The sequence below is a fragment of the Nodosilinea sp. FACHB-131 genome (assembly GCF_014695395.1).
Taxonomy (GTDB): Bacteria; Cyanobacteriota; Cyanobacteriia; order Phormidesmidales; family Phormidesmidaceae; genus Nodosilinea.
On sequence record NZ_JACJOF010000027.1, the window covers coordinates 117146 to 142016 of the forward strand.

A 24871-nucleotide genomic window follows, 5' to 3' on the forward strand; every position below is an offset into this window, starting at 1 on the left:
CATCTTCTCTATCCCCCTCATCTCCCTCATCCACCTACCCCCGCCCCACACCCCGCCTTCCACGGTTCGGTATCCCCTCCTTCAGAGAAATGGCTTGAGCAAGCACTATAGATGATATAGCTGTCAAGCCGGAGCAAAGACAATATGGGTAAAGTAGTTGGAATCGACCTAGGCACCACTAACTCTGTGGTTGCCGTTATGGAAGGGGGCAAGCCCACCGTTATCGCTAACGCTGAAGGCTTTCGCACTACCCCCTCGGTCGTCGCCTACGCCAAGAACGGCGATCGCCTGGTTGGCCAAATCGCCAAGCGCCAGGCGGTAATGAATACCGAAAACACCTTTTATTCAGTCAAGCGCTTCATTGGCCGGCGCTACGATGAGGTCAAGACCGAGTCCACCGAAGTCGCCTACAAAGTGCTGAACGTGGGCAACAACGTCAAGATTGACTGCCCCCAAGCGGGTCAGCAGTTCTCGCCTGAAGAAATCTCGGCTCAGATCTTGCGCAAGCTAGCTGACGACGCCGGTAAGTACTTGGGTGAAAAAGTTACCCAGGCCGTGATCACGGTGCCGGCCTACTTCAACGACTCCCAGCGCCAGGCCACCAAAGACGCTGGTAAAATCGCCGGTCTAGAGGTGCTGCGCATCATCAACGAGCCGACTGCCGCTTCGCTGGCCTACGGTCTCGATCGCAAGAGCAACGAAACCATCCTGGTCTTCGACTTGGGCGGTGGTACCTTCGACGTCTCCATTCTCGAAGTGGGTGACGGCGTATTTGAAGTGCTGGCTACCTCGGGCGACACCCACCTGGGCGGCGACGACTTCGACAAGAAGATCGTTGACTACTTGGCGGGCGAGTTTCAAAAGATGGAAGGCATCGAGCTGCGCAAAGACAAGCAGGCCCTGCAGCGCCTGACTGAGGCCGCTGAAAAAGCCAAAATTGAGCTGTCGAGCGTCACCCAGGCCGAAATCAACCTGCCCTTTATCACCGCGACCCAGGATGGCCCCAAGCACCTGGAGATGACCCTCACCCGGGCCAAGTTTGAGGAACTGTGCGCCGATCTGATCGATCGCTGCCGCATCCCCGTCGAGCAGGCCCTCAAGGATGCCAAGATCGCCAAGACCGCCATTGACGAAGTGGTGCTGGTGGGCGGTTCCACCCGTATCCCCGCCATTAAGGACGTGGTCAAGCGCACCCTCGACAAAGAGCCCAACGAAACCGTCAACCCTGACGAGGTTGTAGCTGTAGGTGCCGCTATCCAGGGCGGTGTGTTGGCCGGTGAAGTCAAAGACATTCTGCTGCTCGACGTCACCCCCCTATCTCTGGGTGTGGAGACCCTGGGCGGCGTGATGACCAAACTCATCCCCCGCAACACCACCATCCCCACCAAGAAGTCGGAGGTGTTCTCCACCGCCCAAGACGGGCAGACCAACGTGGAGATCAAGGTGCTCCAGGGCGAGCGCGAAATGGCGAATGACAACAAGAGCCTGGGTACCTTCCAGCTCTCTGGCATTCCCCCCGCGCCCCGCGGCGTGCCCCAGATTGAGGTGATCTTTGACATTGACGCTAACGGCATTCTCAACGTCACCGCCAAAGACAAGGGCACCGGCAAAGAGCAGACCATCACCATCTCGGGTGCCTCAAGGCTGGATGAGTCTGAGATCGAGCGCATGGTGAAGGATGCCGAAGCCAACTCCGCCGCTGACAAAGAGCGTCGCGAGCGCATCGACCTCAAGAACCAGGCTGACTCACTCTCCTACCAGGCTGAGAAGCAGCTGGCTGATATGGGCGATAAAGTGCCCGCTGCCGACAAGGAAAAAGCTGAGGAGCAGATCAAGGCGCTGAGAACCGCCATTGAAGCCGAGGACTTTGACACCATCAAAACCCTCACCGGCGAATTGCAGCAGACCCTCTACGGCATTAGCACCAACCTGTATCAACAGGCCGGTGGCGATGGGGCTGGCGCGGCTCCTAGCGACGCCACTCCTGGCGATAGCTCCGGTGGTGACGATGTCATCGATGCCGAGTTCTCTGAGCCGGGCTCGAACTAATCGGGCACCTTGCCCTAGCCCACAGCCTTGCTTCGGCTAGCTAAAAGGTGGAGAGCGATCGCTCTCCACCTTTTTTTGCGTTGAACCGACATACCCAAAGAGCACTACCCTACAACAGCAGTTCTAAGGAAACTCCAACGCGGCTGTCTTGGCCAAAACGAGAATTTTGCCGCTGAAAATCGGTGCCTAGCCGCAGCTGACGGGTTACGGCATAGCCGATCGCTAAACTCGTAATCCCCACCTCACTCTCACTGCCCGGCGCCACCCATCGCTGACTTAGGGCCAGGTCGGCCCCGCCGCCCCGCGACGGCACCAGCATCAGGCGCAAGCCCACATCTAGCCCATCGGTCTGGTAGGCCGGAGTGCTGAGAGAGCGATAGCCCACCGTGGGCGCAATGTTGAAATAGCCGCCTAGAGGCAGCAGGTAGTACCGAGCTTCGCCCCCGTAAGATTCGCGATCGCCATTCCAGCTGCGGCTGTAGTCAACGCTGGCGGCGAGGCCCGTGCCCGGCACAAAAACGTCTTCTACCGCTACCCCGAAGCCGCCGATCTGCCCCGTAGAGGGAAACTGGGCATAGCCTACCCGCAGCCTGGTGCGAAAGCTGGGCTGGTGGCGAATTTCGTTGGCCACATCGGGCACATCCTCTAGCCAGCGCTGGAGCGTTGGGCTGCCTTCGATCACAGCCGGGTCAAGATCGAGGGTAGGGGCCACTGCCTCAGGCTCGAGGGCTAGCGTCTCTGACGGAGTAGCAGCGCCGACCGTTGGCAGGGTTGTCTCAAAGGAAACCGTGCAAGATTCTACAAATTCGACCGTCTGAGGGCAAAGGGACAAGCCAGACGCCGCCGTATTGTGGGGAGTTTCAGAGCCAAGCGTTGTCGGCTCAATCGCTTCAACGCCATTAGGTCGCACCTCAAGCGCCATGGCGCTCTGTCCAACCCCAAACGCTGCCAGACAGCCCCCAAGTCGCAACAGTTGAATTGTTGATGACACCACTCGGCGGCTCCTAGCTCACATCATGAATCCTATGCATCTTACCGCCTTCGATTAGCAGTGCTGCCACACTGTGGACAGGCAAAAAAAGCGGCCTCACTCAAAGAGCAAAACCGCTGGGGGAAACGAGGATAGCGTTTCGATAAATGGCTAATGCCCTCTAGCGCACCTGGCCGCGTGTCGCCATGGCGTCTATGGGTTTGAGGAAGTAGAGCTGCACCAGTTGCCAGCCGATAGTGGCAATGTGAGGCAGTTGTTGCAGCTTCTTCAGCAGCTTAGGCTGATTCGACTCAGCAATCTTGCTTAGCTTAGAGTTAGCGGCAGCAGCCACATCCAACCGCTTGAAGAAGCTGGGGTGCTCAACATTCAGCGTCACCGGGAACACGCGTCCGGCAGTGCTGTTGGTTTTCTCAATCACCTCAATGTCGTACTCACGGACATTCAACCCGAGGGATTCGTAAAAGCCTCTGGCCCGCAGATCGTTGAGGTACATGGTGGCAAACACCGACAGCAAAAAGAAGCGGCACCACAGCCTAGCCTTCCAGTCGTTGAGAATTTCGGGCTGAGACTTCATCAGGGCCGAGAAGAAATCGCCGTGGCGGTTTTCGTCTTGGCACCAGTTCTCAAAGAATCGGAAGATGGGGTAGATCTCGTTCTCGGGGTGAGATTCGAGGTGGCGGAAGATGGTGATGTAGCGCCAGTAGCCAATCTTCTCTGACAGATAGGTGGCATAGAGGATAAACTTGGGCTTAAAGAAGGTGTAGTCTTTGGTCTTGGTCAAAAAGCCCAGGTCTAGCTGCATGTTGAAGTCAGCCATGGCCTTGTTGAGAAAGCCGGCGTGACGCGCTTCGTCGCGCGATATGAGATCAAAGCACTCAGACAGCAGGGGGTTCTTGCCCTTGAGGCGACGGCTCAGTTCTTTATAGAGTAAAAAGCCTGAGAACTCAGAGGTGCAGGAGCGCTCCAGAAATTCTACAAACACCTGCCGGGTTTCGCCGGTGACGCAGTCCCAAGACTGGTCAAAGACCTCGCTGCGGACGAAGTGATGGCGGTTGTAGTCAGCCCGCAACTCGTCGAGGATGGCGAGCATCTCGTCTTCGTTGATAGAGAGGTCCATGGCGGCCATCTCGTCAAAGTCGGTGGTATAAAACCGAGGGGTGAGAATGGTGTCTTTGGCGGGAGCCTTTACCCCTGGGCGAAGCTCTTGCAATTCGGGCTTTTTAAGGGAATCTACCATGAGTCCTTCGATGGCGCGGTGAACGTGGGCCGGTCTATCTTCCGGCGGGCGATGCTAGGGGAGGCAGTCCTTGCAACTCTGGACGCTCGGACTAATTCACATCCTGAGAACAGAGAAGAGAACAACTGTCCAATGAATCGCTAAATGTCAGTGTATCAGGGCTTTTAGGACAGTCGGCAAGGCTTTAAGTTTTGCAACAAAACCTTTCGGTAAATAACGTCAGCAGAAAAGTCTTTCGTGCAAATTCGTTAAAGGGAGCGGTTTCTGGCGTTGCGTCTGGGCAAGCTGATAGCCAGAGCTGACAGTCATTGACGGAGAGCAGTATGGCGATCGCAGGCATTATCTTCATTATCGCTGGGGCCGTGCTCGGGTGGGTGCAAAAACGCCAGCAGGGCCGCTGTCGCCAGCTCAAACTGGCTCGTGCCTGTCAGGCAACCGACCTAGAGGCCACGGCTACTGCCGTCTCAAAGGAAATTGGCGGCGGCGACTGGCGCGACTATGTGTGGCTATGGGGCACCGTGAAAACGACCACACCCCTCACCTCGGAATTTAAGGCAGTGCCCTGCGTGTGCTACACCAGCACCGTAGTGCGCGAGTACGAAGAAACCGTGCGCCAGAAAGACAGTGACGGCAAAGTCACGACCAGCACTCAGCGGGGCTCAGAAACCATCAGCGAGCACAGTCAGCGCATTCCCTTCGACCTGGTAGATCCATCGGGGCAGGTGCGAGTGGATCCTGAAGATGCCAAGATCGAGCCAGTGGAGGTGCTGGACGAATTTCGACCGGGCAACCCTGCCGGAGGCATGCTCTCCTTTGGCCCGTTTTCGCTGGCGCTGGGGGAAGACAGTATCAGTGGCCCTCGCCGCACCCTGGGCTACCGCTATCGGGAAACCGTTCTGCCGCTCGATCGCCCTCTGCTAGTGGTAGGCATGGCGAGCGATCGCACCGGCACCATCGCCATTGAAAAACCTGCCCAGGATGACCAGCCCTACATCATCACGCTGAAATCCCACGAGGTCATTACTAAGAGCGTTGATCAAAGTGCCAAAATTGCCTTCTGGTCAATGGTGGGGTGCTTTGGGGTAGGGATAGTGCTGCTATTGGCGGCGATCGTGGGGTGAACTTCTTCAAGGGCGTTGATGCGGTACTGCGCTGGGTTGAATAGCTCAGTTGTCTTTGCCGTCAACCAATACCCAACACCGGCAATAAGGGCGCTAGTTCCTAAGAGCGCGTGGCTTAGCGACGCCTGTCCTGAATTGGTTCATCTGCTGGAATGCCTTGTTCCAGCTTGTATTGAGTGATTAGCTGGTTCATTTTGTAGCGCATCTTGAGGTGAGTTTCGACCCCTTCGTAGGTGTAGCGGTCGAAGCCGCCTTGGTCGATCAGCTGCTTGAGATAGCTGACGCGATCGCCCGGATTGGGGTGCGAGGCAAACCAGGTTATACCCTGGTTGCCGTACTCGTCTTCGAGGGTAATCATCAGATTGTGCAGCCCGTCAGCGGCGTAGCGGCTGGTGGCCAGCAGCTTGGTACCCAAAATATCGGACTGGCGCTCCATGTCGCGGGAGTAGCTCGACACCACCAGCCCAGCGGCGATGTTGGCCACCTCAGGAATGGGAATAAACGAGGCCAGGCTGGCGGTGAGGTTGCCCTGGGTCACCATTTGAAAGCTGTGGGAGAGCACCGCGTGGGCCAGTTCATGGCCGACTAATCCTGCCAGTTCGGCTTCGGAGTGGCTTTTGGTAATTGCTCCAGCATTGAGAAAGATCTTGCCGCCGGGCAGGGCAAAGGCGTTGAGGCTGTCATCCATGATCACCTCAAACGTGTAGTCAAACTCGTCGCGTCCGGCTAGGGCGGCCAGCCGCTGGCCCATATCGTTGACGTAGGCGCGAATTTCGGGATCATCGACAATGGGCAGCTGTCGCTTCACCTGCTCAGCCACCTGGTTGCCCAGACCGCTTTCGCCCTGCATGAGCAAAATGCCGGAATTAAGCGCGCTGAACGGCCCCAGCAGCCCCCCGGTGAGAATGTACCCCGCCGCCCCAGTGACAATATTTGATATCAAGTTGCGAGTCAGGGATTGATTCGTCTCGCCGCGAAAGCGATCGAGGTTCTGCCGGGCCAGGGCACCCATAGCTTCGGCTTCGGGGTGCTCGGGGTTGAGAATGGCAAACTGGTTGGCGGTAATGGCCGCTTCAATCCACTGTTCGCGGGCCATCTGCACCTCGGCCTGGGCCTTAAGCAAGTCGGGGTTGTAGGGATAGCGGGCGATCGCCCCATCCAGCACCCGAGCCGCCTCGTCGGCCCGGTCATGCTGCACCAGGTAGCGGGCGTAGAGGGCCTGCCCCGGCAAAAACTCGGGGTAGTTCTCCACCAGTAGCTCTAGGGGCACCAGCACCCGATTAGGGAACTCCGACTCGGCCCCGGCCTGGGCCTCGCGCCAGTAGACCTGCCCGGTGGGCGGTAGCTCAGTGGGGTCGGTGAGGGGGGCGATCGCCAGCTCTGGCCCAGCTTCTGCCAGCCATTCTGGGTCTTTGGCCGCCCGATAGAGGAGTTCAGCATCGTCGCGATTGCCTGCTTGGTAGAGGCGATCGGCCTCGATCAAGATCTCGCTGCGCTTGGCCACCTCTGGCGAAAGGCCAGATAGCAGCAGCGCCCGCCCTACGGTCGAATCGGCATCAATATCTGCGGCTGTCGGAACCACCTCAGAGCCAGTCCCAGGAATTTCAGGAATATCAGGTTCCTTGGGCGGCAGCTTCAGGGTGCCGTCAGGCTGCTCTGGGAAGGGAGTAGGCAGCGTATTTTCGGGCCGCGCGACCGGGTCCACCGACAGCGCATCTTCAGCACTGGCCTGCGCCGTTGCCGTTGGTTCCGCCACCACTCCAGCAGGCTCTGCCGCAAACCCTGGAGATACCCCTAGGCCAAGCCCCTGGCTAAGCAGCACCGCCCCCAAGAAACTGGCCAGTAATGCTGTCACAAACCGCTGCAATCGCCGCATGACATCTCCCTAAAACTGGTTTCTCTACAACGAATGAGGCTATGCTCCCTGGGTGACGGATGGGGCAAGACCCAGACCTGGGTCTGCACGGCGCTATCCCTGAACCTGGGTTCCTGCCGGTAACTTATTTATTCTGGACTCATTCTGATCCAATGCTTTGCCAAGCCAGAATCTGTGCTCCTATAATTTTGTTAAATAAATGTAACGCCGGAAAACGCAACAACGGAGCCCCATGACCTTAGACACGATTAAACCCTGGCTCAACTTTGTTCACCCCATAACCATGTGGCTGCTGCTGGCGATGACCCTCTACGCCCTTTACCTGGGGGTTCAGTCGCGCCGCACCCGCCTAGCTGATGCCGAAACCCGCAAAGAGTTGATCAAAGGTAAATTTGCCCTTAAGCACCACAAGGTCGGCTCTGTATTGCTGGCCTGGATGGTGCTTGGCACCGTGGGTGGCATGGGGGCTACCTACTTAGAAGCCGGCAAGCTGTTTGTGGGGCCTCACCTGCTGGCAGGTCTGGGTATGGCATCCCTGATTGCTGTCTCTGCCGCCCTAGTGCCGTTCATGCAGAAGGGCAGTGAGACGGCTCGGCTCACCCACATCACCCTCAACATGGTGTTAGTGGGGCTGTTTAGCTGGCAAGCTTTTACCGGCATGAAGATTGTGCAACGGCTGCTGACTGACCTTCAGGCCTCGGCTGGATCCTAGTTAGTCGGGCGACCAAAGCAAGTCTTAGGGAATAAATTCTTCAGCGATCGCGGCCCAAAGGGAACTCCTAGGCCGCGATCGCTTTGTGTTGTCGGTTCAAACTATCCCCAGATCTAACCTCCAGGCCTGGCTTTGGCTTGGCCGTTGTGGATGCCGTTCCCCGCTCACCGCCCCCAGTTCGACCAAAAGTGGTGGCCTCGGTAGCTCTCAGGCAAGGGTAAGTTGTGGCTGTGGTGAAAATCTTCCTGCACCTTGCGGGTGAGGCGCTTAGAAACCTGGCGCACGACCTGGTTGAGCAGGCGATCGCCTGAGGACTTGAGCAGCGATCGCGGCACTGAGTTCAGCAGGCGTGGCATGTGAATCTTGACGGCCAGGCTCAGATCCCAATCAACCTGAGTCAGATTGGTGGCGGGAGGGGTGGCTTTGGGGCCATCCTGCAAACGCATCACCGCATGAAAATCGACATCGTAGCCAGGAGGCACGTACCCCGGCACTGGAATCGTATCAATGCGGTAGACCTGATGGTCGAGGGGCGACAGATATAAACCCACCTTAGGCTCTACTTCGTAGCCTAGCACCGAGAAGCGCCCAACCACCAGCCCATAACCATGGTCTGAGATATGTTCTACCTGCATCGGGTGAGCGCAGCGGGTAAACCACCCCCGGTGGCTGTTGAGATAGCGACCGACGGTATCGCTGTCGGCGGCCATATCCATCTTGCCAGCGTAGTGCCCCTCTAACAGCAGCGCGCCGTCTGTAAGGGGTACTGGGTCATGGGCCACTGGGGGTGCTCCATGGTCAGCAACGGCTGGGGGAATTTGCTCGTTGACCATCGCCTCCTCAGCACCAATTTCCTCATCCCCCGGCAAGGGAGAGGCGTTGGGGTTTTGAGCAGATGGCATGAATTCGAGAGTCACTGTCCAACCACTTGCTTAAACAACATCAGACAATGTAATTACGCCGAAGGTTGCGTCTCAGGCTTAATCCATCGTAAGGCTTTAGTATCTCAAGTGTGCCCCTCAGAACTGTCATGCCTATCACGGTTTCATGTAACCCGCCTTAGGGTTGGTTTCTTTTCATATCGCTTTCCGTAAGATCAAGCCAGTTCTATAACTATCGGGGAAGCAGCCGTGAAAGCATTTGTTGCCGGGGCGACTGGGGCCACAGGTTCAAAAATTGTGAACCAGCTCGTGGGTCGCGGCGTGCCCGTGGTGGCCTTTGTGCGCGATGCCGCCGCTGCTCGTGCCAAGCTGCCCATCGAGGTCACGCTGATGGAAGGTAGTGTGACCGATAAAGAGAGCATTCGCAAGGCGATCGCAGGCTGCACCGTATTGCTATCTGCTACCGGCGCTCGCCCCGGCTTTGACCCCACCGGCCCCTACCAGGTTGACTACGAAGGCAACAAAAACCTGATCGATGTGGCCAAAGAAACCGGCATTGAGCACTTTGTGATGGTGTCGTCGCTCTGCGCCTCTCGCTTCTTCCACCCCCTCAATTTGTTCTTTCTCATTCTTTACTGGAAGCATCAGGCTGAGGCCTACCTGCAAGCCAGCGGTCTCACCTACACCATCGTTCGCCCCGGCGGACTGAAGGATGACGATGCTGACACCCGCCCCCTAGTTATGGCCTCGGCAGACACGCTGTCTGAGGGCAGCGTACCTCGGTCAAAGGTAGCTGAGGTCTGTGTAGAAGCACTGTACCAGCCTCAGTCACGCAACAAGATTGTGGAAATTGTTGCCCAAGACAATGCCAATCCTCAGCCCTACGAAGCCATGTTTGCCGGGGTAGCGTAGGCCTGGAGGAATTGGCAAAAGTTCGGGTTTATGAAATTAGGTTATGCGATTGCTCCTAAATTGAAGAAACGAACAATTCGTTTGAGATTTTAGTAGGAGATAGATCCTCAACCATCAACCTACGAGTGCTTCTCCATCTCCACTCTGCAACCGTCCTTGGGATCAAAACCTGACGGTAAGCATCATTCACCCCCTCGGCGCTAACTAGTGATCAAAGCGATCTTGAAGGGTTGGGCGCATAGGCTTGTCTAACCTCATTCAACCTTAACTACGCCCTATCCCTTCTGTGTGTTAGCTCGTCAACTGCAAGCCTTTGCTGTGCAAGCTCTGTTCGATCTGTTGCATATCTTGTAAGCTTTTTCCTGTGACAATGCCGTAGATTTCGGTGTAGATTTTGCCGTACTTCACCTTCTCTAGTGCCGACAAGATGAGAAAATCCTTGCGCTCTAGCTCTGACTTCAGTGTGAGCAAAATTGAATCAAGCGTTCCTTCCATCCGATAATCGCTCGAATATTTTGCGATCGCCTTACCGTGCTTCAGCAATGAATGACGCTGAAGACAAAGCGGCGTGGAGCCATTAATGCGAAAGTTAGCGTCGATCGCGTAAAGTTTTCCATCCCTATCTTCCAGAACATCAAAACCAATAATGCCGAAATATCCTTGCTGATAGGCATACTCTCCGATCGCCGAAATCATTGAGAAGAATTTGCTCATATCATTTGTGTAATCGACTAACCCACCCAAATAATTTCCTTCGGGACTTACTAGCTGCTGTGTCACACCAATTAGAGTAATCTTTCCAGCCTTATTAACGTAAAAATGCACACAATAGTTGCCAACTTCATGCTTAACAAATTCCGAAACAATGATGGTTTTTAATAGATTGATCCTCATATACTTCTTGAGTTCTTCCAAGCAGTAGTTAAGATCGCTGTTGCTGCGAATGATATAAGTACCCTCGCCCGAAAGACCATGCGATGTCTTAATCAGGTAGGGGTACTCTGATGGAAGTTGAATTTGATTTAAATCAACCTGACTTAAATCATAGGTTTGGTAAATTGGGCAGAGCACTCCTAACTTGGCAAGGGTGGCTTTGCTCAACAAACGATAGTGCATATCGGGATTGACGGCATGTTTTTCGGGCAGTAATCGATCGAACGGAAAAAGCGTAATCGCTTGGCTAAGGTGGTTGCTCTGGTTGAAGTCATCTAAATATGTTGAGCAATCCATCATCTCTAGTTGTCGATCGCCAAAGCCAAAATGCTCTTGCCAATACCTCATTAAGAGGTTCTGCGGTGGGCTGATGACTACCCCAGGAAGCGTATCTCCCAGTACAGCTAGATTTTTCCAAGGTTCTTTTTGGCAAATTTTGTCAAATGACGTTTTGGTGGCTTCACTGCTACCATCTTGCAGAAAATACTTCTGGACGTTAGGATAAGCTGCCCACTTTGCAGTTGCAGGATAGTTTAAGATCAGGGCATAGGATTCATTTTCAATATCCTGAGCGAAGAGATCAGAAAAAGAATTGCCTTGGAAGAATTTAAAGTCAGTTTGAGAAAACATGGCAGTTTAAGCGATCGCAAATGATTGTTCCTTTTCGGTAAAAACAGCTGGCTGCTGCAAAGCTTCAGTCATGTAGGCAACTGCCATATTGTCTGAGTTGTATGCCCAACCTATACGTCCCTGGCGATCAAGCAAAATACAGCCTGCCTCGCCTTTTACACGCGCTTTGAGGGTGTTGATCGCGTGTTGGGCTGCTTGGTCTGGATGAGTTTCTTCAGCTAAGGCATCGATTGCCGTCTTGGCAAGTACCACCGGAATAATTGATTCGCCATCCCCAGTAGTTGAGCAAGCTCCCAGTTGATTATCCGCATATAAACCAGAGCCAACTAAAGCAGAATCGCCCACACGTCCTTGGGATTGACCAGTCGTACCACCTGTAGAAGTACCTGCAGCGAGATTGCCACTGCTGTCAAGTGCCACACAGCCCACAGTATTTGGACGATCTAAGACGTTAGCTTCTTCTTTCCATTCCTGATACTGTTCTTCGCTGACCAGCTCGTCTTTATCACACATCTCTAGCCCGTGCTCGAGGGCAAATCGTTCACCACTTTCAGCCACTAGGAACCGAGGCTTGTCTTCCATAATCTTGCGAGCAACAGAGATAGGATGACGAACTCCCTGCACGGCTGCAATGGCTCCCCAAGCTAACGTTGCTCCATCCATCATGGCGGCATCGTCTTCAACTTCGCCTTCACTGTTCATAGTTGAACCGAAGCCGGCATTAAATGTTTGGTCAGACTCTAATACCTGAATGGCAGCTTCAACGGCTGCAGCTGCACTACCGCCACTACGAAGTATATTCCACCCCGCCTCTGCTGCTGCTCGACATCCAGCGTGATTTGCCGCCAGCTTGTCTTCTGAAATAGTTTTAGCTCCACCGTGAACAACGATAACTGGCTTAACCTGATTCATTTTTCCCTACTCATAATCTAGAGGAGAGAATGACCACGACCGCAGTGAAAAAGCAATGACAAAATAATCGGTTTTGACTTGCAATTTGGCAGAGCAAGCGATCGCTCAAACTCTTTGCTTTACAGCATAAAGGTTGCTTTTTCTAGAAGGCTCTATCTCAGGATTAATCGTACAAATGATTAATTGAGATTTCTCAAATAACTTTGACTGAGTTTTCTCACAAAAGCCAAGACCATACACAGCAGCTACGATCCTTCGCTGCTTAAATTATCTGCCGTCAATCACACAAAAGCACGCTCTTCTATTAGGTCGTTCGACCCGAGCGGCGGCCCTACAAAACTCGAAAACTTCGAGGCTGATCAGAGTTTTGCGTAATTGTCATCAGTGGGTAGCTAAATGCCGGTGGTTTTGTGGAGTAGGCTCCTGCCTGTCCTGATGAACAACCAGGAGGCTATCCCACAAAACTACGAACACTCTTGCAGCAACCCTTTAGGCTCAAACCTTCAAGGTTTTGAAGTATCCCTGGGATCTGTAGCCATTCTCAACCTATTTGCTGCTCCATGTCGGCGATCTCCAGGCGGGTTTTGATCACCGTGTCGGGGTTGAGGCTGATAGAATCAATGCCCTGTTCGACCAAGAAACGGGCAAACTCGGGGTAGTCGCTAGGGCCCTGACCACAGATGCCAATCTTGCGGCCATGCTCCTTGGCGGTTTGAATCGCCATCTTCACCATGCGCTTAACCCCGGTGCTGCGCTCGTCGAACAGGTGGGCCACCAGGGCCGAGTCGCGATCGATCCCCAAGGTGAGCTGAGTCAGGTCGTTCGAGCCAATGGAAAAGCCGTCAAACACCTGACTGAACTCGTCAGCCAAGATTACGTTATTGGGCAGTTCGCACATCACGTAGACCTTCAGATCATTTTCGCCACGCACTAGGCCGTGTCGAGCCATTTCCTCAAGCACCCGGCGGCCCTCTTCGGGGGTGCGGCAGAAGGGCACCATCAAAATCACATTGGTGAGACCCATGTCGTCGCGCACGCGCTTGAGGGCCTGGCACTCAAGGGCAAAACCATCGCGGTAGCGCTCGTCGTAGTAGCGAGAGGCACCGCGCCAGCCCAACATCGGGTTTTCTTCGTCAGGTTCGAAGGTGCTGCCACCTAGCAGATGGGCGTACTCGTTGCTCTTAAAGTCGGACAGTCGCACCACCACCGGTTTGGGATAAAAGGCAGCGGCTAAGGTGCCAACACCCTGGGCTAGCTTGTCGGTGAAATAGTCGGGTTTGTGGTCGTAATGGGCCGTCAACTGCTGAATTTCACGCTTTTCAGAGCCGTTGGCGAGGCTGTCAAAGTTGAGCAGGGCCAGGGGGTGCACTTTGATGTGGTTGGCGATGATAAATTCCAGCCGGGCTAGGCCAACACCGTCGTTGGGCAGGGCGGCTAGGGTAAAGGCCTTCTCGGGGTTGCCCACGTTCATCATGATTTTGGTGCGGGTTTCGGGCAGGCTATCGAGCTTGGTAGTTTCGACCCTAAAGGGCAGCTCGCCTCGGTAAATCACCCCTTCTTCGCCCTCGGCGCAGGAGACAGTGACGAAGTCACCCATCTCGAGCATTTGGGTAGCATTGTCGCAGCCGACGATCGCCGGAATACCCAGCTCTCGCGCAATGATCGCGGCGTGGCAGGTGCGCCCGCCCTGGTCCGTGACGATCGCACTGGCCTGCTTCATAATCGGCTCCCAGTCGGGGTCGGTGCGAGCCGTGACCAGCACTTCCCCAGGGCGAAACTCGGCAATCTGGGACACCTCTAAAATTACGCAAGCCTCGCCCTGGCCAATCAGATCGCCCACGGCCCGACCACGGGCCACCGGCTCCACGCCCTCAGGCACGTCAAGAATGTACGATCGCAGCTCATTCTGTGATTTCTGCGACTGCACCGTTTCCGGCCGAGCCTGCACGATAAACAGCTCCCCCGTGTGGCCATCCTTGGCCCACTCAATATCCATGGGGCTGTTGACGCCGCGCAGCTGGGTGTAGTGATCTTCGATGGTGCAGGCCCACTGGGCGAGCTGAAGAATGTCGTCTTCGTCGATGGCAAAACGCTCTTGATCGGCCAGGGGCACCGGCTCGTTTTTGGTGAGCTCGGTGCCGGTGGTGTTATAAACCATGCGCAGGGCTTTGGTGCCCAAGCGCTTGCTGAGAATAGGTTTGTGGCCAGATTTGAGGGTGGGCTTAAATATCACGTACTCGTCGGGGTTGACCGTGCCCTGCACCACATTTTCGCCCAGGCCATAGGCGGCGGTCAGCAGCACCGCATTCTGGAAGCCGGTCTCGGTATCAATGGAGAACATCACCCCTGAGGTGGCCAGATCTGAGCGCACCATGCGCTGAATGCACACCGACAGGGCCACGTCGAAGTGATCGAAGTCTTTGGTGGTGCGGTAGGAGATAGCGCGATCGGTAAACAGCGAGGCGTAGCACTTCTTGCAAGCGATTAGCACTGCCTGGTCACCATAGACGTTGAGGTAGGTCTCTTGCTGGCCCGCAAAGCTGGCGTCGGGCAAATCTTCGGCGGTGGCGCTAGAGCGCACGGCCACGTCAACCTCGGTATAGGCATGGTCTTGCAGACAGGACTCATCACCAAAGCAGAGGCTCTGCCCGGCCTGCTCGCACATCTGGTGGTAAGCCGTGAGAATGGCAGTTTTCAGGTCATCGGGGAAGGTGGCGTTGAGGATGAGCGATCGCGCCTTTCTGCCCCGTCGCCGCAGCTCGCTCACATCGTTCACGTCAAAACCGCCCAGCACCTGGCGCAGTTGGGCATCTAGCCCAGTTCTCTCAATAAAGTAGCGGTAGGCATAGGACGTGGTGGCAAACCCCGTTGGCACTCTCACTCCCTTGGGCGTTAGCTGCTGAATCATTTCTCCGAGGGAAGCATTTTTGCCGCCCACGAGGTGCACATCCTCTAGCCGTACCTGGTCAAGCCAGAGCACTAGTTGCTGATCACGCTGCACCGAAGAACGTTGAACTACAGACGTAGCTACCATGTCGCCACCTCAAAGGAGTACTCGAAGACTGTGCGACCGACAAAACGCTCCACTTATAGATTGTTGAGATTTTTGAGTAGCTGGAGACCGGCGATTTTGCCCAGATCAGGCTTCGCCAACGCGCCGCACATCTCTATGCTAAAAATCTGGGGATCAGCCCACAACCTTATCTAACTTTTCGTGTCTCTAACGCAATAGATGTATACAACCCCGGCCGTAAACCAGGGTCGGGCAGACCGCTGGTACCACTGTTAAAGTTGTTCATACCCCCCGCACAGGTTAACCATGGACAGTCGCGAGCTTGCCCAATTTATCGAAGCCAGAGATGGCATCTCTAAACCCTGGCTGCTAGTGCTGCTGCGCTTGAAAAAGCTGGAGGAGCGCAAAGATACCACTCCCCCTGAACTCTATATGGAAGAACTCCAGGCGCTGCACAAGGAGCTGATGGGCCTAGGAGAGTGGTGGGTTGGCAACGAAGATGAACTTTTTAACCCCTAGGGAGTAGAGAGTTTTGAGTTTTAGGTTTTGAATTATGAGTTGGGGATGAACGTCTTACGGTGAGAACTAAAAATTCAAAACTCAACATCAAAATTCATCAGCCCTCTACGCCTTAGACTGTTAAGAAGCGTTACAAATGATGTCGTGACCAATATTCTCTCCCGTCCGCGCCTGCGTCAGAGCGAGGCTCTGCCCCTACGGACCCTCTGGGTCGATATGCTCACCGTATTTTGGGGTGACTGGCTCGATTTGCGGGTGCGCATTCCCCAGGTGGCAGCATCGGGGCTCGTGTCACCGCTGATCTATATCTTGGCCTTTGGCTTGGGTCTGGGCAGCGCCATTGACCAGGTAACTACTCCCTCAGCGGGCGACAACTACCTAGAGTTTATTTTGCCGGGTATGGTGGCGCTGTCGTCGATGGTGATTAGCTTTGGTGGCACCACGTTTTCGATCTGCGGCGATCGCCTGTTCACCAAGACCTTTGAGGAAATGCTGCTCTACCCGGTGCACCCCCTAGCGCTGCACCTGGGCAAAATGCTGGCAGGCATCGTGCGCGGAATGATGACGGCAGGCTCGGTGATCCTGGTGGCGATTCTCTTCACCGGGCGGTTTTGGAGCTTTGTGAACCCGCTATTTTTGCTGCTGGTAGTGCTTAACTGCGCCGTGTTTGCCGGTTTGGGTGTCATTGTCGGACTTAACGTCAAATCCCTCGAAAGCGTAGGGCTGTTCAACAACTTTTTGATTGTGCCAATGTCGTTTTTGGGCGGCACGTTTTTTGATCCCAGCACTCTGCCCGTGGCGCTGAAGGCGATCGTTTACCTGCTACCGCTGACCTACACAACGATCGGCCTGCGGGCGGCCGCCTACCAACCCCTAGGCGAATTTCCCTGGTACTCGATCCCCATCTTGTTAGCGGTGGCCGGGGTGCTGGCGGCGATCGGAGCGCGTCAGTTCTCAACCCAGCAAGATTAGCTTTTTCCACTAGATAGGTAAGGAATTGTGAGTAGGGTTAAGGTTTGAGGGATAGGGTGCAAGGAGTCATAAACCTCACATCTTAAAGGAGCCCTCATGTATCGCCTTTACGACTATCCTCCCTCGGGCAACGGTTACAAAGTCAGGCTATTGCTGGCCCAACTGGCTGTGCCCTTTGAATACATTGAGCTGGATATTCTCAAGGGCGAAACTCGCACTCCAGAATTCTTAGCCCAAAATCCCAACGGACGCATTCCGGTGCTGGAGATCGAGCCGGGGCGATACCTAGCTGAGTCCAACGCCATTCTGTTTTATCTGGCGCAAGGCACCCCCTTCTGGCCCACCGATCTACTGAGTCAGACCCAGGTCATGGGCTGGTTATTTTTTGAGCAGTATAGCCACGAACCCAACATTGCCACGCCACGGTTTTGGCTCTGCCACGTGCCTAGACTCAATGCCTATCAAGAGACTGCCCTGCCCTACAAGCAAGAGCAGGGCTACCAGGCACTAGCGGTGATGGAGCAGCACCTGGGGCAGCACGCCTTTTTTGTGGGCGAAAGTTACACTATTGCCGACATGGCGCTCTATGCTTACACCCACGTGGCCCATGAAGGCGGCTTTGAGCTAGATCGGTTTCCCCATGTGCGGCGCTGGCTGGCACAAATTGCGGCCCAGCCTAACCACGTGCTCATCACTCAAACGGCATTTGAGTTCTGATCTTTGGCAAGTCGTAGCGCTGCTAGTCGCGAAGGTGAGGGGCCTTCATGAAAGATTTTCTTCTAGTGTTTTGGTCTTCAGCCTCCGGACAAGGGCATCCTCAACATGAAGAAGGTGGTGCATCTTCTTACCTTCAGTGTTGTTTGCCAATGCCGGAAATGCAACGAGCCGACAGACGTACTTCATCCGACGATAATTCAATTCAGCACCCACATACAAAGCGGGCTGAGCCCACATCGACCGCAGAGCTTAGGCAAATTCTAAGCAATGTTCGATCGCAACGGGATGAGGCGAAGAATCAGGTTGTTGACAAAGAGCGACAGCTAGAGGAAAGCCAGACGCTTTATCGGGAGCAAGAGGAAAAGCTGCAATCGACGATTGTTCTCTATCGGGAAACCCAAGAGCAGGCGAGTTCGTATCTGGCGCTTTATACCGACGAGAAAGCCAAGAGCAGCGAGCTTGAGGTCAAATATAACGAAGCTCACCAGGAGTCCCAAAACCACCTAGCGCGCTATAAGCAGATTGAGCAAGAGCTGAAAACAGAGCGGCGCTCCAAGGCGGGCATTAAAGGTTGGGAGACCCGACGCAAGCGGGAAAATGAGCGACTGAAGCAGGAAATTGGCGAAATGGCGATCGTCCTTCGCGAGTCATTGACTAAGAAGGATCAGGCTATTAAGAGCTTGGAGGATGTAGCAACTCGGATGGATCGAATTCAGAAGCTGGTAGATTCAGTCGATAATGAGGCGGCCAACAATCCAGTCGGAATGCTGCAAAAGCTTCAGCGAGTATGGGTTGCGGTCAAGGAAATCCTGGCAGAGTAAGGAACAGGTAATCCATGAGCAACGATTCAGCTTCAATAATTTCGGCTTCACAACCTGCGACTTTGGGCGATCGCCTGCGTAATATTGCCCAGGAGTTACGGCAGGAAACAGATACACAGATTAAAGCTACCTCCCGAATCCTGGGTGCAGCTGCCCAGATAGCTCAGAACCACGATCAGCTAATTAGTGAGGTGGTGGAGATGGTCGAGGAGGATTTAAGTCGAAGGGAGCAGAGCGAGAACCTAACTACATACAAAGTTTCGGATTTAAAGCAGGAATTCAAGACCCTCAAAGCCGCTAAGGATCATTTCGATATCAAAGCAAATAGCTGGGATTCTCTGGCGACAAAACTGAATGAGACAAGCGGAATTCCTAGCAGCAGCGAAACTTGGATTCCGAATACTAACAACAGCCAAGTCTTGGAGCGGCTCGATGCGATCGAGCTGGAAATTAAGTCCCTTCAGGAAAGTATGGAGCAGGTGTTGGGACTGCTGCAGGAGATGACAAAGCAGAGCTAAGCGCCTTGCCTAAGTAATTCCTTGGCGTGATTGGCGCGTAAGGTTATTTATTCAGGCACTTACTTCTCTAGTTACTCTTTGGCTTTTAGGAGTGCTAGCGATCGCGAGAGCCGAGCCTGGGTCTGAATCATCAGCGGCCCACTCAGCCGCAGCCGCGCCAAGATGAGAAATATCAGCCCCAGCAGCAGATCGACCCCAGCCACGGCCCCAACGGCCTGAAGCCAGCTCAGCCCTAAGGACTGGGCAAATACCACGCTGGCGACGATGCCGAGCACAACCGCTGTGGTAACTAGACCAATGCCGATGCCAAGCAGAATAAACCCGCTGAGCAGCCGACGGCTTTCGTAGTTAGCCTCTTGCACAGCCACATCAAGGTGGGTATCGACCAGCACCGTCATCAGACGCAGCAGCCGCCGAAAATAGCTTTCGATTTGGTCAAAGGCAGAGTCAGAGTTAGCCACGCTTGCCCCCCAAGATCAGACCCAGCACAAAGCCAATGCCTAGAGCAATCAGCAGGCTTTGCCCCAGGTTGCCTCGGGCGCGTTTCTCAAGCTCGGGGAGCATTTCGGCCTTCAGCTCTTGAATTAGATTTTCGGTGCGCGATTCGAGGTCATCGAGCAGATTGTCAATGCTAGATTTATCTACTTTCAGGGTCTCAGTAGCCTCTAGGACAGTGGATTTTAAGGCAGACGACACCCCACTGATAACAGCCTTGCGAGAGCCATTGCTCGAGGCCGGTGGCTCAACTTCGATCAGGCTAGCTAGCTCGTCTAGGTGGCGACGGGTGAGGGTTTGGGTGCGGTCAGTTTCGCCACTGATGTATGCCACAGCTAAATCTAGGTCGCCCTCCGTAGCCAGCAGGTTATCTTCAATCAGCTGGGGCCACTCGGCCAAAATGAGCGGCACCATTACCTCAAAGTGGTGCTCAAAAGCCTCTTGGGCAGGGGTTAGAGTGATGTGGCTGGCCATGGCGGCTCCCCTAGCGGTAGTTAATGTTGGGTGGGCTGGCGGTCGGTAATCCAAGGTTTAGTAAACCCGTCGCTGGCGAATCCGACGACGAAAGACTAGATATAGCAGCACACCCACTACCAGCAGTACCAAAATCGGTACCGCGATCGCCAGTACCGAAAGGATAGTCGAGCTGGCCAGCTCAGTCGTCGAAACCGCGATGTTGCCCACCGGGCCACCTGCCGCTGTGGAAGCCAGCCGGGCTAGGCCCGTAAACGCCTGGGTGCTGGTGGCGATACCGCCACCAGCAATCAGAGCCAGGCTCCACTGCAAGAAAGGGTTCATGTCGCCACCTGTGACGGCAGCGGTGAGGACAGTGCCTGCGATCGCCGCTGCTGGCAGCTCCACCGCATCCATCAAATTATCGACTACTGGCACAAAATAGATCAGCACCTCTAGAGCCGTAGCGGCCGCCAAGGCCAGAATTGCTGGGGTGGTAGCCATCCAAGCCATGTTGGGGGACAGGGTCAGATAGCCCTGCTGAGCGGCTACCCCCGCCACCAAAAACGGCACCAAAATTCTAAACCCGGCGGCGGTGCTGAGGCCAATGCCAATGGCAATGTGCAGCAGTACATCCATGTCTCCCCAGGGTTAACGCCAGTAAGCCCAGTGTATGGGGAGATTGCAAGAAATGCGCTGGGTTAGCGCTAACTTTTGAGCGGGCTACTGTCCGACCTGCGGACCGGGTCAATCGTCTCCGACGGGGAGCACAGGCTCAACGGAATCCTGGCCTAGGGAAAACACCTGCCCATCAATAAACAATCGAGTAATGCCTTTCGCCTGGAGATAGGAACTGGTGGTTTGCAGCAGGCTGCCATCGGGCACCTTGACCACCCGCTGGTTGCGGCGCGAAAAGCGCCGGGCCACATTGTGGTTTTCAAACACCGGCAGCGTGCGGGAATCGCCTTCTTCTTCAGGAATTTGGCCCAGTTCCGCGAAGGTGCGCAAGGGCAGCACAACCAGCTCCGACGAGGTGCGCTCCACAACGACGTAGCACAGGGGTGGCAGCGCCGCCGCCGTGAGAGGGAAGATTTCTAGGGTTTCGAGGTTAGCAGCAGCGCCGTTGCCGCTGTCCCAGGGGTAGACGTTATCGTCATCATCGCTGTCATCGTCATCGTCATAGTCGTCGTCAAGGCCAACGGTATCGTCATCCCAGTCGTCGTCTAGGGCCTCGGCAACGTCAAGGACTTCAGCCGGTTCGATTTCGGGGGCGGCGGCTTGAGCCTCAGCTAAGGCAGTCTGAGCCGACTTCAGCACGGGCCGGGCCGGTTTTTCTGGAGCCGGCTCTGGCAGCGAGAGCTGAGCGGGCTCAGGGTCTACGGTGGGCAAAGCTGCCATCGTCTCGGCAGGTGCGTCTACGACCTCGGGCACGTGCTCTGCTGCCGCCCGCGATCGCCGCTTACGCAGAGGCTTAGCCTCGCTGGCAGTCACCTCTTCTGCGATCGGCTCGGCTATGGGCAGGGGTGCGGGCTCAGTCGGCGCCGCCTCGGGCAGCACCTCAGTGGCTCTCTTGCTGCGAGGCTTGGTTTTGGGCTTAGGGGAAGGCTTTGCGTCTACGGCCGCGGGCTCTGCCTCAACTACAGCGGGTTCTGCCTCAACTACAGCAGAAATAGCAGGCTCTGCCTCAACCACAGCAGGAAGAGCGGGCTCTGCTGCGGCCACAGCGGTGTCTACAACGACTGTCTTATCGGTACCCCGCTTCTGCTGAATTAAGATGCTGTACTCGTCTTCAGGCAGACTGGCTTTGAGCAGTCGGCTAATGGTGCTGTTACTTACCCCGTAGCGTTCCGCTAGGGTTGATGTGGTCTCTTGGGGCTGGCGATACAGGCTCAAGATGGAAGTCTTGTCAGCCTCGGTCAGCTTTTTGGGTGCCATGCCATGGGTTCCGTAACAATGCCATCTAACATTCTAGAGCGCCTTACCCCCGCCGCCGCCGCGGACTCCGCCGGGAATTTACAGAAACAGCATTCTCAACTACTGCTCCTAGGCCAAAAAACACTGCCGAAAACGTCCAGAAGACTTCCCACAGACTGCCTTCTACGTAGGTGTCCGTGCTGACGGCGTAGGCAAAAAACATATCGGCGATGTAAAGACAGAAAGCGGCGATCGCAATCAGCTTCCACGACTGGGAGTAGCGCCCGCCCCAAAAAGCCACCAGCAGTGTGCCGGCAATGATCAGCAGCACGATGTCGCCCATCTGATACAACAGGCTCATCACACCCTCCAGCGGTTCGAGTAGGCCGTTGAGCTGGAGCACCCAGCCGGGGGCTGATGAGGCTTCGGCCCCTGGCTCTGGCACCGTCGGGGGCACAACCTCCGGCGTGGCCGGAGGTGCTTCCTGGGCCAAATAGAATGCTGGGGCTGGGGCTGGGGGCACTACTGCCGCTTCCGCCGCCGTCAGGTTGACGAAAATCGTCAGCAAAATGCCGCCCAGCCCAATGCCCACCACGATCAGCCACTGGGAGAATTCCAAGTTTAGGCGTCGGGGCAGCACCGCCTTAAACATGCCTGCGGCTAGAAAAATGTAGCTAAAAATGTAAAAGAAATCGCCTAGGGATACCTCCGGGTCAAGCCCCCAGATGGTGCCCCAGAGAAAGAACAGGATGTTGCCCGCGGTATAGGACATCAGGCCAAGGCCAATCCAGAACCAGACGTTGCGGCCACTCACAATCTGAGTGCTGCGCCAGTTGCGAAAGCACAGTAGCGAGGCGAAGAAAAACGCGCCAATTTCTAGTAGGTTAATGCCCACCAAAAACCAGCTGGGTTGGGCACCATCTTCCCCAGGAGCAGTAAATAGCAGAAAAAACAGTAGGGTAGCCACGCCCCAAGCGATGCAAGCCCCCACCAACAGCGGGGTAGACGAAGAACTAGCAGATGACGGGGTTGATGACTTGCTCAAGGGTTCACTCCTAACGGAACTCAACGGCACCCATGCCGACTAAAACACTGCGGCTGGCCCTAAGGGCAGGTCTTCGCCATCGCAGCGATTGGCTGATCTAGCACAGGGCCTAGCGCAACGCCTGAATTGTACCGACTCACCACTGCCTTGAGCCGTCAGCCTGGCAGAATCGTCCTAATTAGTCGTGCAGAGCAATAATTCTTAAACTCCTGCGAGGTCGCCTGCGCCCAAGCCCGGAGGTGTTGCTCGCCTAGACCCAGTTCTTGCCCCCTGGCGACTGCTGCAACCACCGCCGAAACAGAGCCTGTTCGTTGGCGGTTAAGTCTTCGACTGCCTCTAGGGCGCGATCGGCAAAATTGGCATTGCCAAAATAATCCTTGCCCATCCGGTGGGTTTCTTCCAACAGACGTTGCAGATGGTGATCTTGCCAGGGCGGCAGCTGCGGCATCGCCAGCGGGTCTACGGTCAGCAAATTCTTGACCGCATCGGGAGTCACCGCCTGGGGAAATTTCCAGGCGGCAAACACCTTGCTAATGTCACCCTCAAACTGACGCGCCTGCTTGGCCCCCAGCAGATCTTCCACGTCCATGTACAGCACCTGTAGCATCAGCAGGCAGGCTTTGATGTAGGTGGCCTCTGCTGGCGGGGTGCCCGTATCGGGACCAGCGTCATCAAACTGGTCAAGGCGAATTTTGCCCCAGATGCTGAAGCGATCGGGTTCTTCAAGCAGCACACAGGCTTTACCTCGGTTGTCGGTCAGGTCGCGCCACAGTGCCCTAGCGTCGTCTTCCTGGGCAGCAGTAAACACACTCAGCAACCGAAAGGTTTGCCCCTGGTACGACAAAATTGGAATTTGCTGATCTTTTTGAGGATGGTGCATCGTTTTGATGTCAACATCCTGCCGCTTGAGGATAAACATGTTATGGCCTGCTGACTCCTAACTGAGGTGAGTACCTGCAGTAGGCGGCGGCTGCAACGGTAAACCGCACCCTTATTACTGCGTCATCGTGATGGGATAAAGCCTGGCAACCCCTCGAAAACAGTGACTTCTATAAAGTAAGTGACTTATTTTAGCGGCACTCACCGCCCTGGCAGCATTTGCCGCTGTTTTTTCAATATTCTATTCGTCCTAGTCTGCCCTGAGAGCGACCCACACCCCCTAAAATGTAAAGTGATTACGTTAGGGCCATTAGCTCAGCGGATAGAGCAACCGCCTTCTAAGCGGTCGGTCGCTGGTTCGATCCCAGCATGGCCCGTTATTTGCGACATAAAGGTTTCAGCCCTTAGTGCATAGCTACTATGAGCAGCTTCCTCCCATCGCTGTGCCCAATCTGTCGCCCCCGTCAGCCCTAGGCGTCTAGCACTGGGCAGTGGGGGAGCGAAAAAGCTACTCTGGCTATAGTCCCAAACCCAGCTAGGCAAACCTTTTGGACGACACAGACCTACAGGCCAAACTCAAAAAACTAGAGGCAGAGCTCAATACCGCTGCGCCTCCAACCGCCCGACAATCCACCGGCAAGCCAACTCCAGCATCCCAACCTTGGCTGCAACGGCTAAAGGGCAACGCGCTATTGCCTGTCTATCTAGTGGCCATTCCCTGGGCGCAGGAGATTATTGACCAGGTGGTGTTTGGTGGTCGTTGGAACCTGCCGCTGCACCCCCGCAGTATTGAGGGTATACCGGGCATTTTTTTGTCGGCAATTTCTCACTCGGGGTTTGCCCACTTGATTGGCAACACCGTCGGGTTCCTCATCTTTAGCTGGCTGATCTTGGCCAAAAGCCGTCGCGACTATTGGATTACCCTGCTGGTGGGCTGGCTGGGGGGTGGCGTGGTGGCCTGGCTGCTCGGTCCCAGCAGCGTGCACGGGTTGAGCGGTGTGGTGTACACCCTATTTGGCTATCTGCTCTGCATTGGCTGGCTGGAGCGTCGGGTAGTGCCGCTGCTGATTTCGATGTTTGTGCTGATCAACTACAGCTACTTTATTTTTGGCATGTTTCCGACTCAGCCGATGGTGGCTTGGTGGGGGCACCTGTTTGGCTTTGTGCTGGGGATTGTGGCGGCCTACGGGGTGTATCAGGAGCCGGGGCGGCAGAGGTAGGAGAGTAGGTGGGTGGATGGTGGATGAATAGGTGGGTGGATGGGTGGATGG

The 24871-nt window shown here is 55.3% G+C and carries 23 protein-coding genes and 1 tRNA gene; 11 read left to right on the top strand and 13 right to left on the bottom strand.

Features of this window, described 5'->3' with window-relative positions; translation table 11 throughout:
- The first annotated feature begins 144 nt into the window (after positions 1-144).
- The gene (dnaK, locus tag H6F75_RS16935; protein ID WP_190753639.1) at positions 145-2049 is read left to right on the top strand and encodes a molecular chaperone DnaK; all 1905 of its coding nucleotides are present in this window, start codon (positions 145-147) and stop codon (positions 2047-2049) included.
- 109 nt (positions 2050-2158) lie between these two features.
- Here dnaK and H6F75_RS16940 read toward each other — a convergent pair whose 3' ends face one another.
- On the bottom strand, positions 2159-3043 hold the full coding sequence (locus tag H6F75_RS16940; RefSeq protein WP_347710667.1) for a hypothetical protein: 885 nt from the start codon (positions 3041-3043) through the stop codon (positions 2159-2161).
- A 157-nt stretch (positions 3044-3200) separates the two neighbouring features.
- Entirely contained in the window at positions 3201-4277 is a 1077-nt protein-coding gene (gene acsF / locus H6F75_RS16945) for a magnesium-protoporphyrin IX monomethyl ester (oxidative) cyclase (RefSeq protein ID WP_190753640.1), read from the bottom strand.
- A gap of 308 nt (positions 4278-4585) precedes the next feature.
- Between acsF and H6F75_RS16950 the strand changes: the two genes are divergently transcribed.
- The gene (locus H6F75_RS16950) at positions 4586-5398 is read left to right on the top strand and encodes an E3 ubiquitin ligase family protein (protein WP_190753641.1); all 813 of its coding nucleotides are present in this window, start codon (positions 4586-4588) and stop codon (positions 5396-5398) included.
- Positions 5399-5513: 115 nt separating this feature from the next.
- Here H6F75_RS16950 and H6F75_RS16955 read toward each other — a convergent pair whose 3' ends face one another.
- Positions 5514-7274, bottom strand: a complete 1761-nt coding sequence (locus H6F75_RS16955; RefSeq protein WP_190753642.1) for a M48 family metallopeptidase — start codon at positions 7272-7274, stop codon at positions 5514-5516.
- A gap of 232 nt (positions 7275-7506) precedes the next feature.
- Between H6F75_RS16955 and H6F75_RS16960 the strand changes: the two genes are divergently transcribed.
- Entirely contained in the window at positions 7507-7986 is a 480-nt protein-coding gene (locus H6F75_RS16960) for a DUF4079 domain-containing protein (protein WP_190753643.1), read from the top strand.
- 164 nt (positions 7987-8150) lie between these two features.
- Here H6F75_RS16960 and H6F75_RS16965 read toward each other — a convergent pair whose 3' ends face one another.
- A complete protein-coding gene (locus H6F75_RS16965) occupies positions 8151-8888 on the bottom strand; it encodes a DUF1997 domain-containing protein (protein ID WP_242020075.1) in 738 nt (245 codons plus the stop codon).
- Positions 8889-9116: 228 nt separating this feature from the next.
- On the opposite strand from H6F75_RS16965, the gene H6F75_RS16970 reads away from it, so the two are divergent.
- Positions 9117-9779 carry an NAD(P)H-binding protein gene (locus tag H6F75_RS16970; protein ID WP_190753644.1) on the top strand — a complete coding sequence of 221 codons (663 nt, stop codon included), beginning with the start codon at positions 9117-9119 and terminating at the stop codon, positions 9777-9779.
- A 291-nt stretch (positions 9780-10070) separates the two neighbouring features.
- Here the strand turns inward: H6F75_RS16970 and H6F75_RS16975 are convergent, their stop codons facing one another.
- From H6F75_RS16975 to ppsA, 3 genes are all read right to left on the bottom strand, one after another.
- A complete protein-coding gene (locus H6F75_RS16975; RefSeq protein ID WP_190753645.1) occupies positions 10071-11342 on the bottom strand; it encodes an ATP-grasp domain-containing protein in 1272 nt (423 codons plus the stop codon).
- Positions 11343-11348: 6 nt separating this feature from the next.
- Positions 11349-12254, bottom strand: coding sequence for an isoaspartyl peptidase/L-asparaginase family protein (locus H6F75_RS16980; RefSeq protein WP_190753646.1), 906 nt, complete (start codon positions 12252-12254; stop codon positions 11349-11351).
- Positions 12255-12795: 541 nt separating this feature from the next.
- Complete coding sequence (ppsA, locus tag H6F75_RS16985; RefSeq protein WP_190753647.1) at positions 12796-15288, bottom strand: phosphoenolpyruvate synthase; 2493 nt, start codon at positions 15286-15288, stop codon at positions 12796-12798.
- 285 nt (positions 15289-15573) lie between these two features.
- Here ppsA and H6F75_RS16990 point away from each other — a divergent pair, with 285 nt between their 5' ends.
- The 5 genes from H6F75_RS16990 (at position 15574) to H6F75_RS17010 (ending at position 18814) form a co-directional block, all read left to right on the top strand.
- Positions 15574-15786 carry a hypothetical protein gene (locus H6F75_RS16990; RefSeq protein WP_190522262.1) on the top strand — a complete coding sequence of 71 codons (213 nt, stop codon included), beginning with the start codon at positions 15574-15576 and terminating at the stop codon, positions 15784-15786.
- A gap of 216 nt (positions 15787-16002) precedes the next feature.
- Entirely contained in the window at positions 16003-16758 is a 756-nt protein-coding gene (locus H6F75_RS16995; RefSeq protein WP_190754162.1) for an ABC transporter permease, read from the top strand.
- 96 nt (positions 16759-16854) lie between these two features.
- Complete coding sequence (locus H6F75_RS17000; protein WP_190753648.1) at positions 16855-17475, top strand: glutathione S-transferase family protein; 621 nt, start codon at positions 16855-16857, stop codon at positions 17473-17475.
- 47 nt (positions 17476-17522) lie between these two features.
- On the top strand, positions 17523-18296 hold the full coding sequence (locus H6F75_RS17005) for a hypothetical protein (RefSeq protein WP_242020077.1): 774 nt from the start codon (positions 17523-17525) through the stop codon (positions 18294-18296).
- A 14-nt stretch (positions 18297-18310) separates the two neighbouring features.
- Positions 18311-18814 carry a hypothetical protein gene (locus H6F75_RS17010; RefSeq protein ID WP_190753649.1) on the top strand — a complete coding sequence of 168 codons (504 nt, stop codon included), beginning with the start codon at positions 18311-18313 and terminating at the stop codon, positions 18812-18814.
- A 71-nt stretch (positions 18815-18885) separates the two neighbouring features.
- Here H6F75_RS17010 and H6F75_RS17015 read toward each other — a convergent pair whose 3' ends face one another.
- The 6 genes from H6F75_RS17015 to H6F75_RS17040 form a co-directional block, all read right to left on the bottom strand.
- Positions 18886-19275 (bottom strand): phage holin family protein, encoded by a 390-nt coding sequence (locus tag H6F75_RS17015; protein WP_190753650.1) that lies wholly within the window; start codon positions 19273-19275, stop codon positions 18886-18888.
- Positions 19268-19783 (bottom strand): hypothetical protein, encoded by a 516-nt coding sequence (locus H6F75_RS17020; protein WP_190753651.1) that lies wholly within the window; start codon positions 19781-19783, stop codon positions 19268-19270. The genes H6F75_RS17015 and H6F75_RS17020 overlap by 8 nt, the downstream gene beginning before the upstream one ends.
- A gap of 57 nt (positions 19784-19840) precedes the next feature.
- Entirely contained in the window at positions 19841-20401 is a 561-nt protein-coding gene (locus tag H6F75_RS17025) for a DUF4126 domain-containing protein (protein ID WP_190753652.1), read from the bottom strand.
- A gap of 108 nt (positions 20402-20509) precedes the next feature.
- Positions 20510-21697: a transposase gene (locus H6F75_RS17030; RefSeq protein WP_190753653.1), complete on the bottom strand. Its 1188-nt coding sequence runs from the start codon at positions 21695-21697 to the stop codon at positions 20510-20512.
- Between the two features lie 43 nt (positions 21698-21740).
- Positions 21741-22643, bottom strand: coding sequence for a hypothetical protein (locus H6F75_RS17035; protein WP_347710668.1), 903 nt, complete (start codon positions 22641-22643; stop codon positions 21741-21743).
- Between the two features lie 328 nt (positions 22644-22971).
- Positions 22972-23640: an Npun_F0813 family protein gene (locus H6F75_RS17040; protein WP_190753655.1), complete on the bottom strand. Its 669-nt coding sequence runs from the start codon at positions 23638-23640 to the stop codon at positions 22972-22974.
- A 264-nt stretch (positions 23641-23904) separates the two neighbouring features.
- Here H6F75_RS17040 and H6F75_RS17045 point away from each other — a divergent pair.
- Both H6F75_RS17045 and H6F75_RS17050 read left to right on the top strand, forming a co-directional pair.
- A tRNA-Arg gene (locus H6F75_RS17045) sits at positions 23905-23977 on the top strand.
- A 171-nt stretch (positions 23978-24148) separates the two neighbouring features.
- The gene (locus H6F75_RS17050) at positions 24149-24820 is read left to right on the top strand and encodes a rhomboid family intramembrane serine protease (RefSeq protein WP_190753656.1); all 672 of its coding nucleotides are present in this window, start codon (positions 24149-24151) and stop codon (positions 24818-24820) included.
- Positions 24821-24871 lie beyond the last annotated feature (51 nt).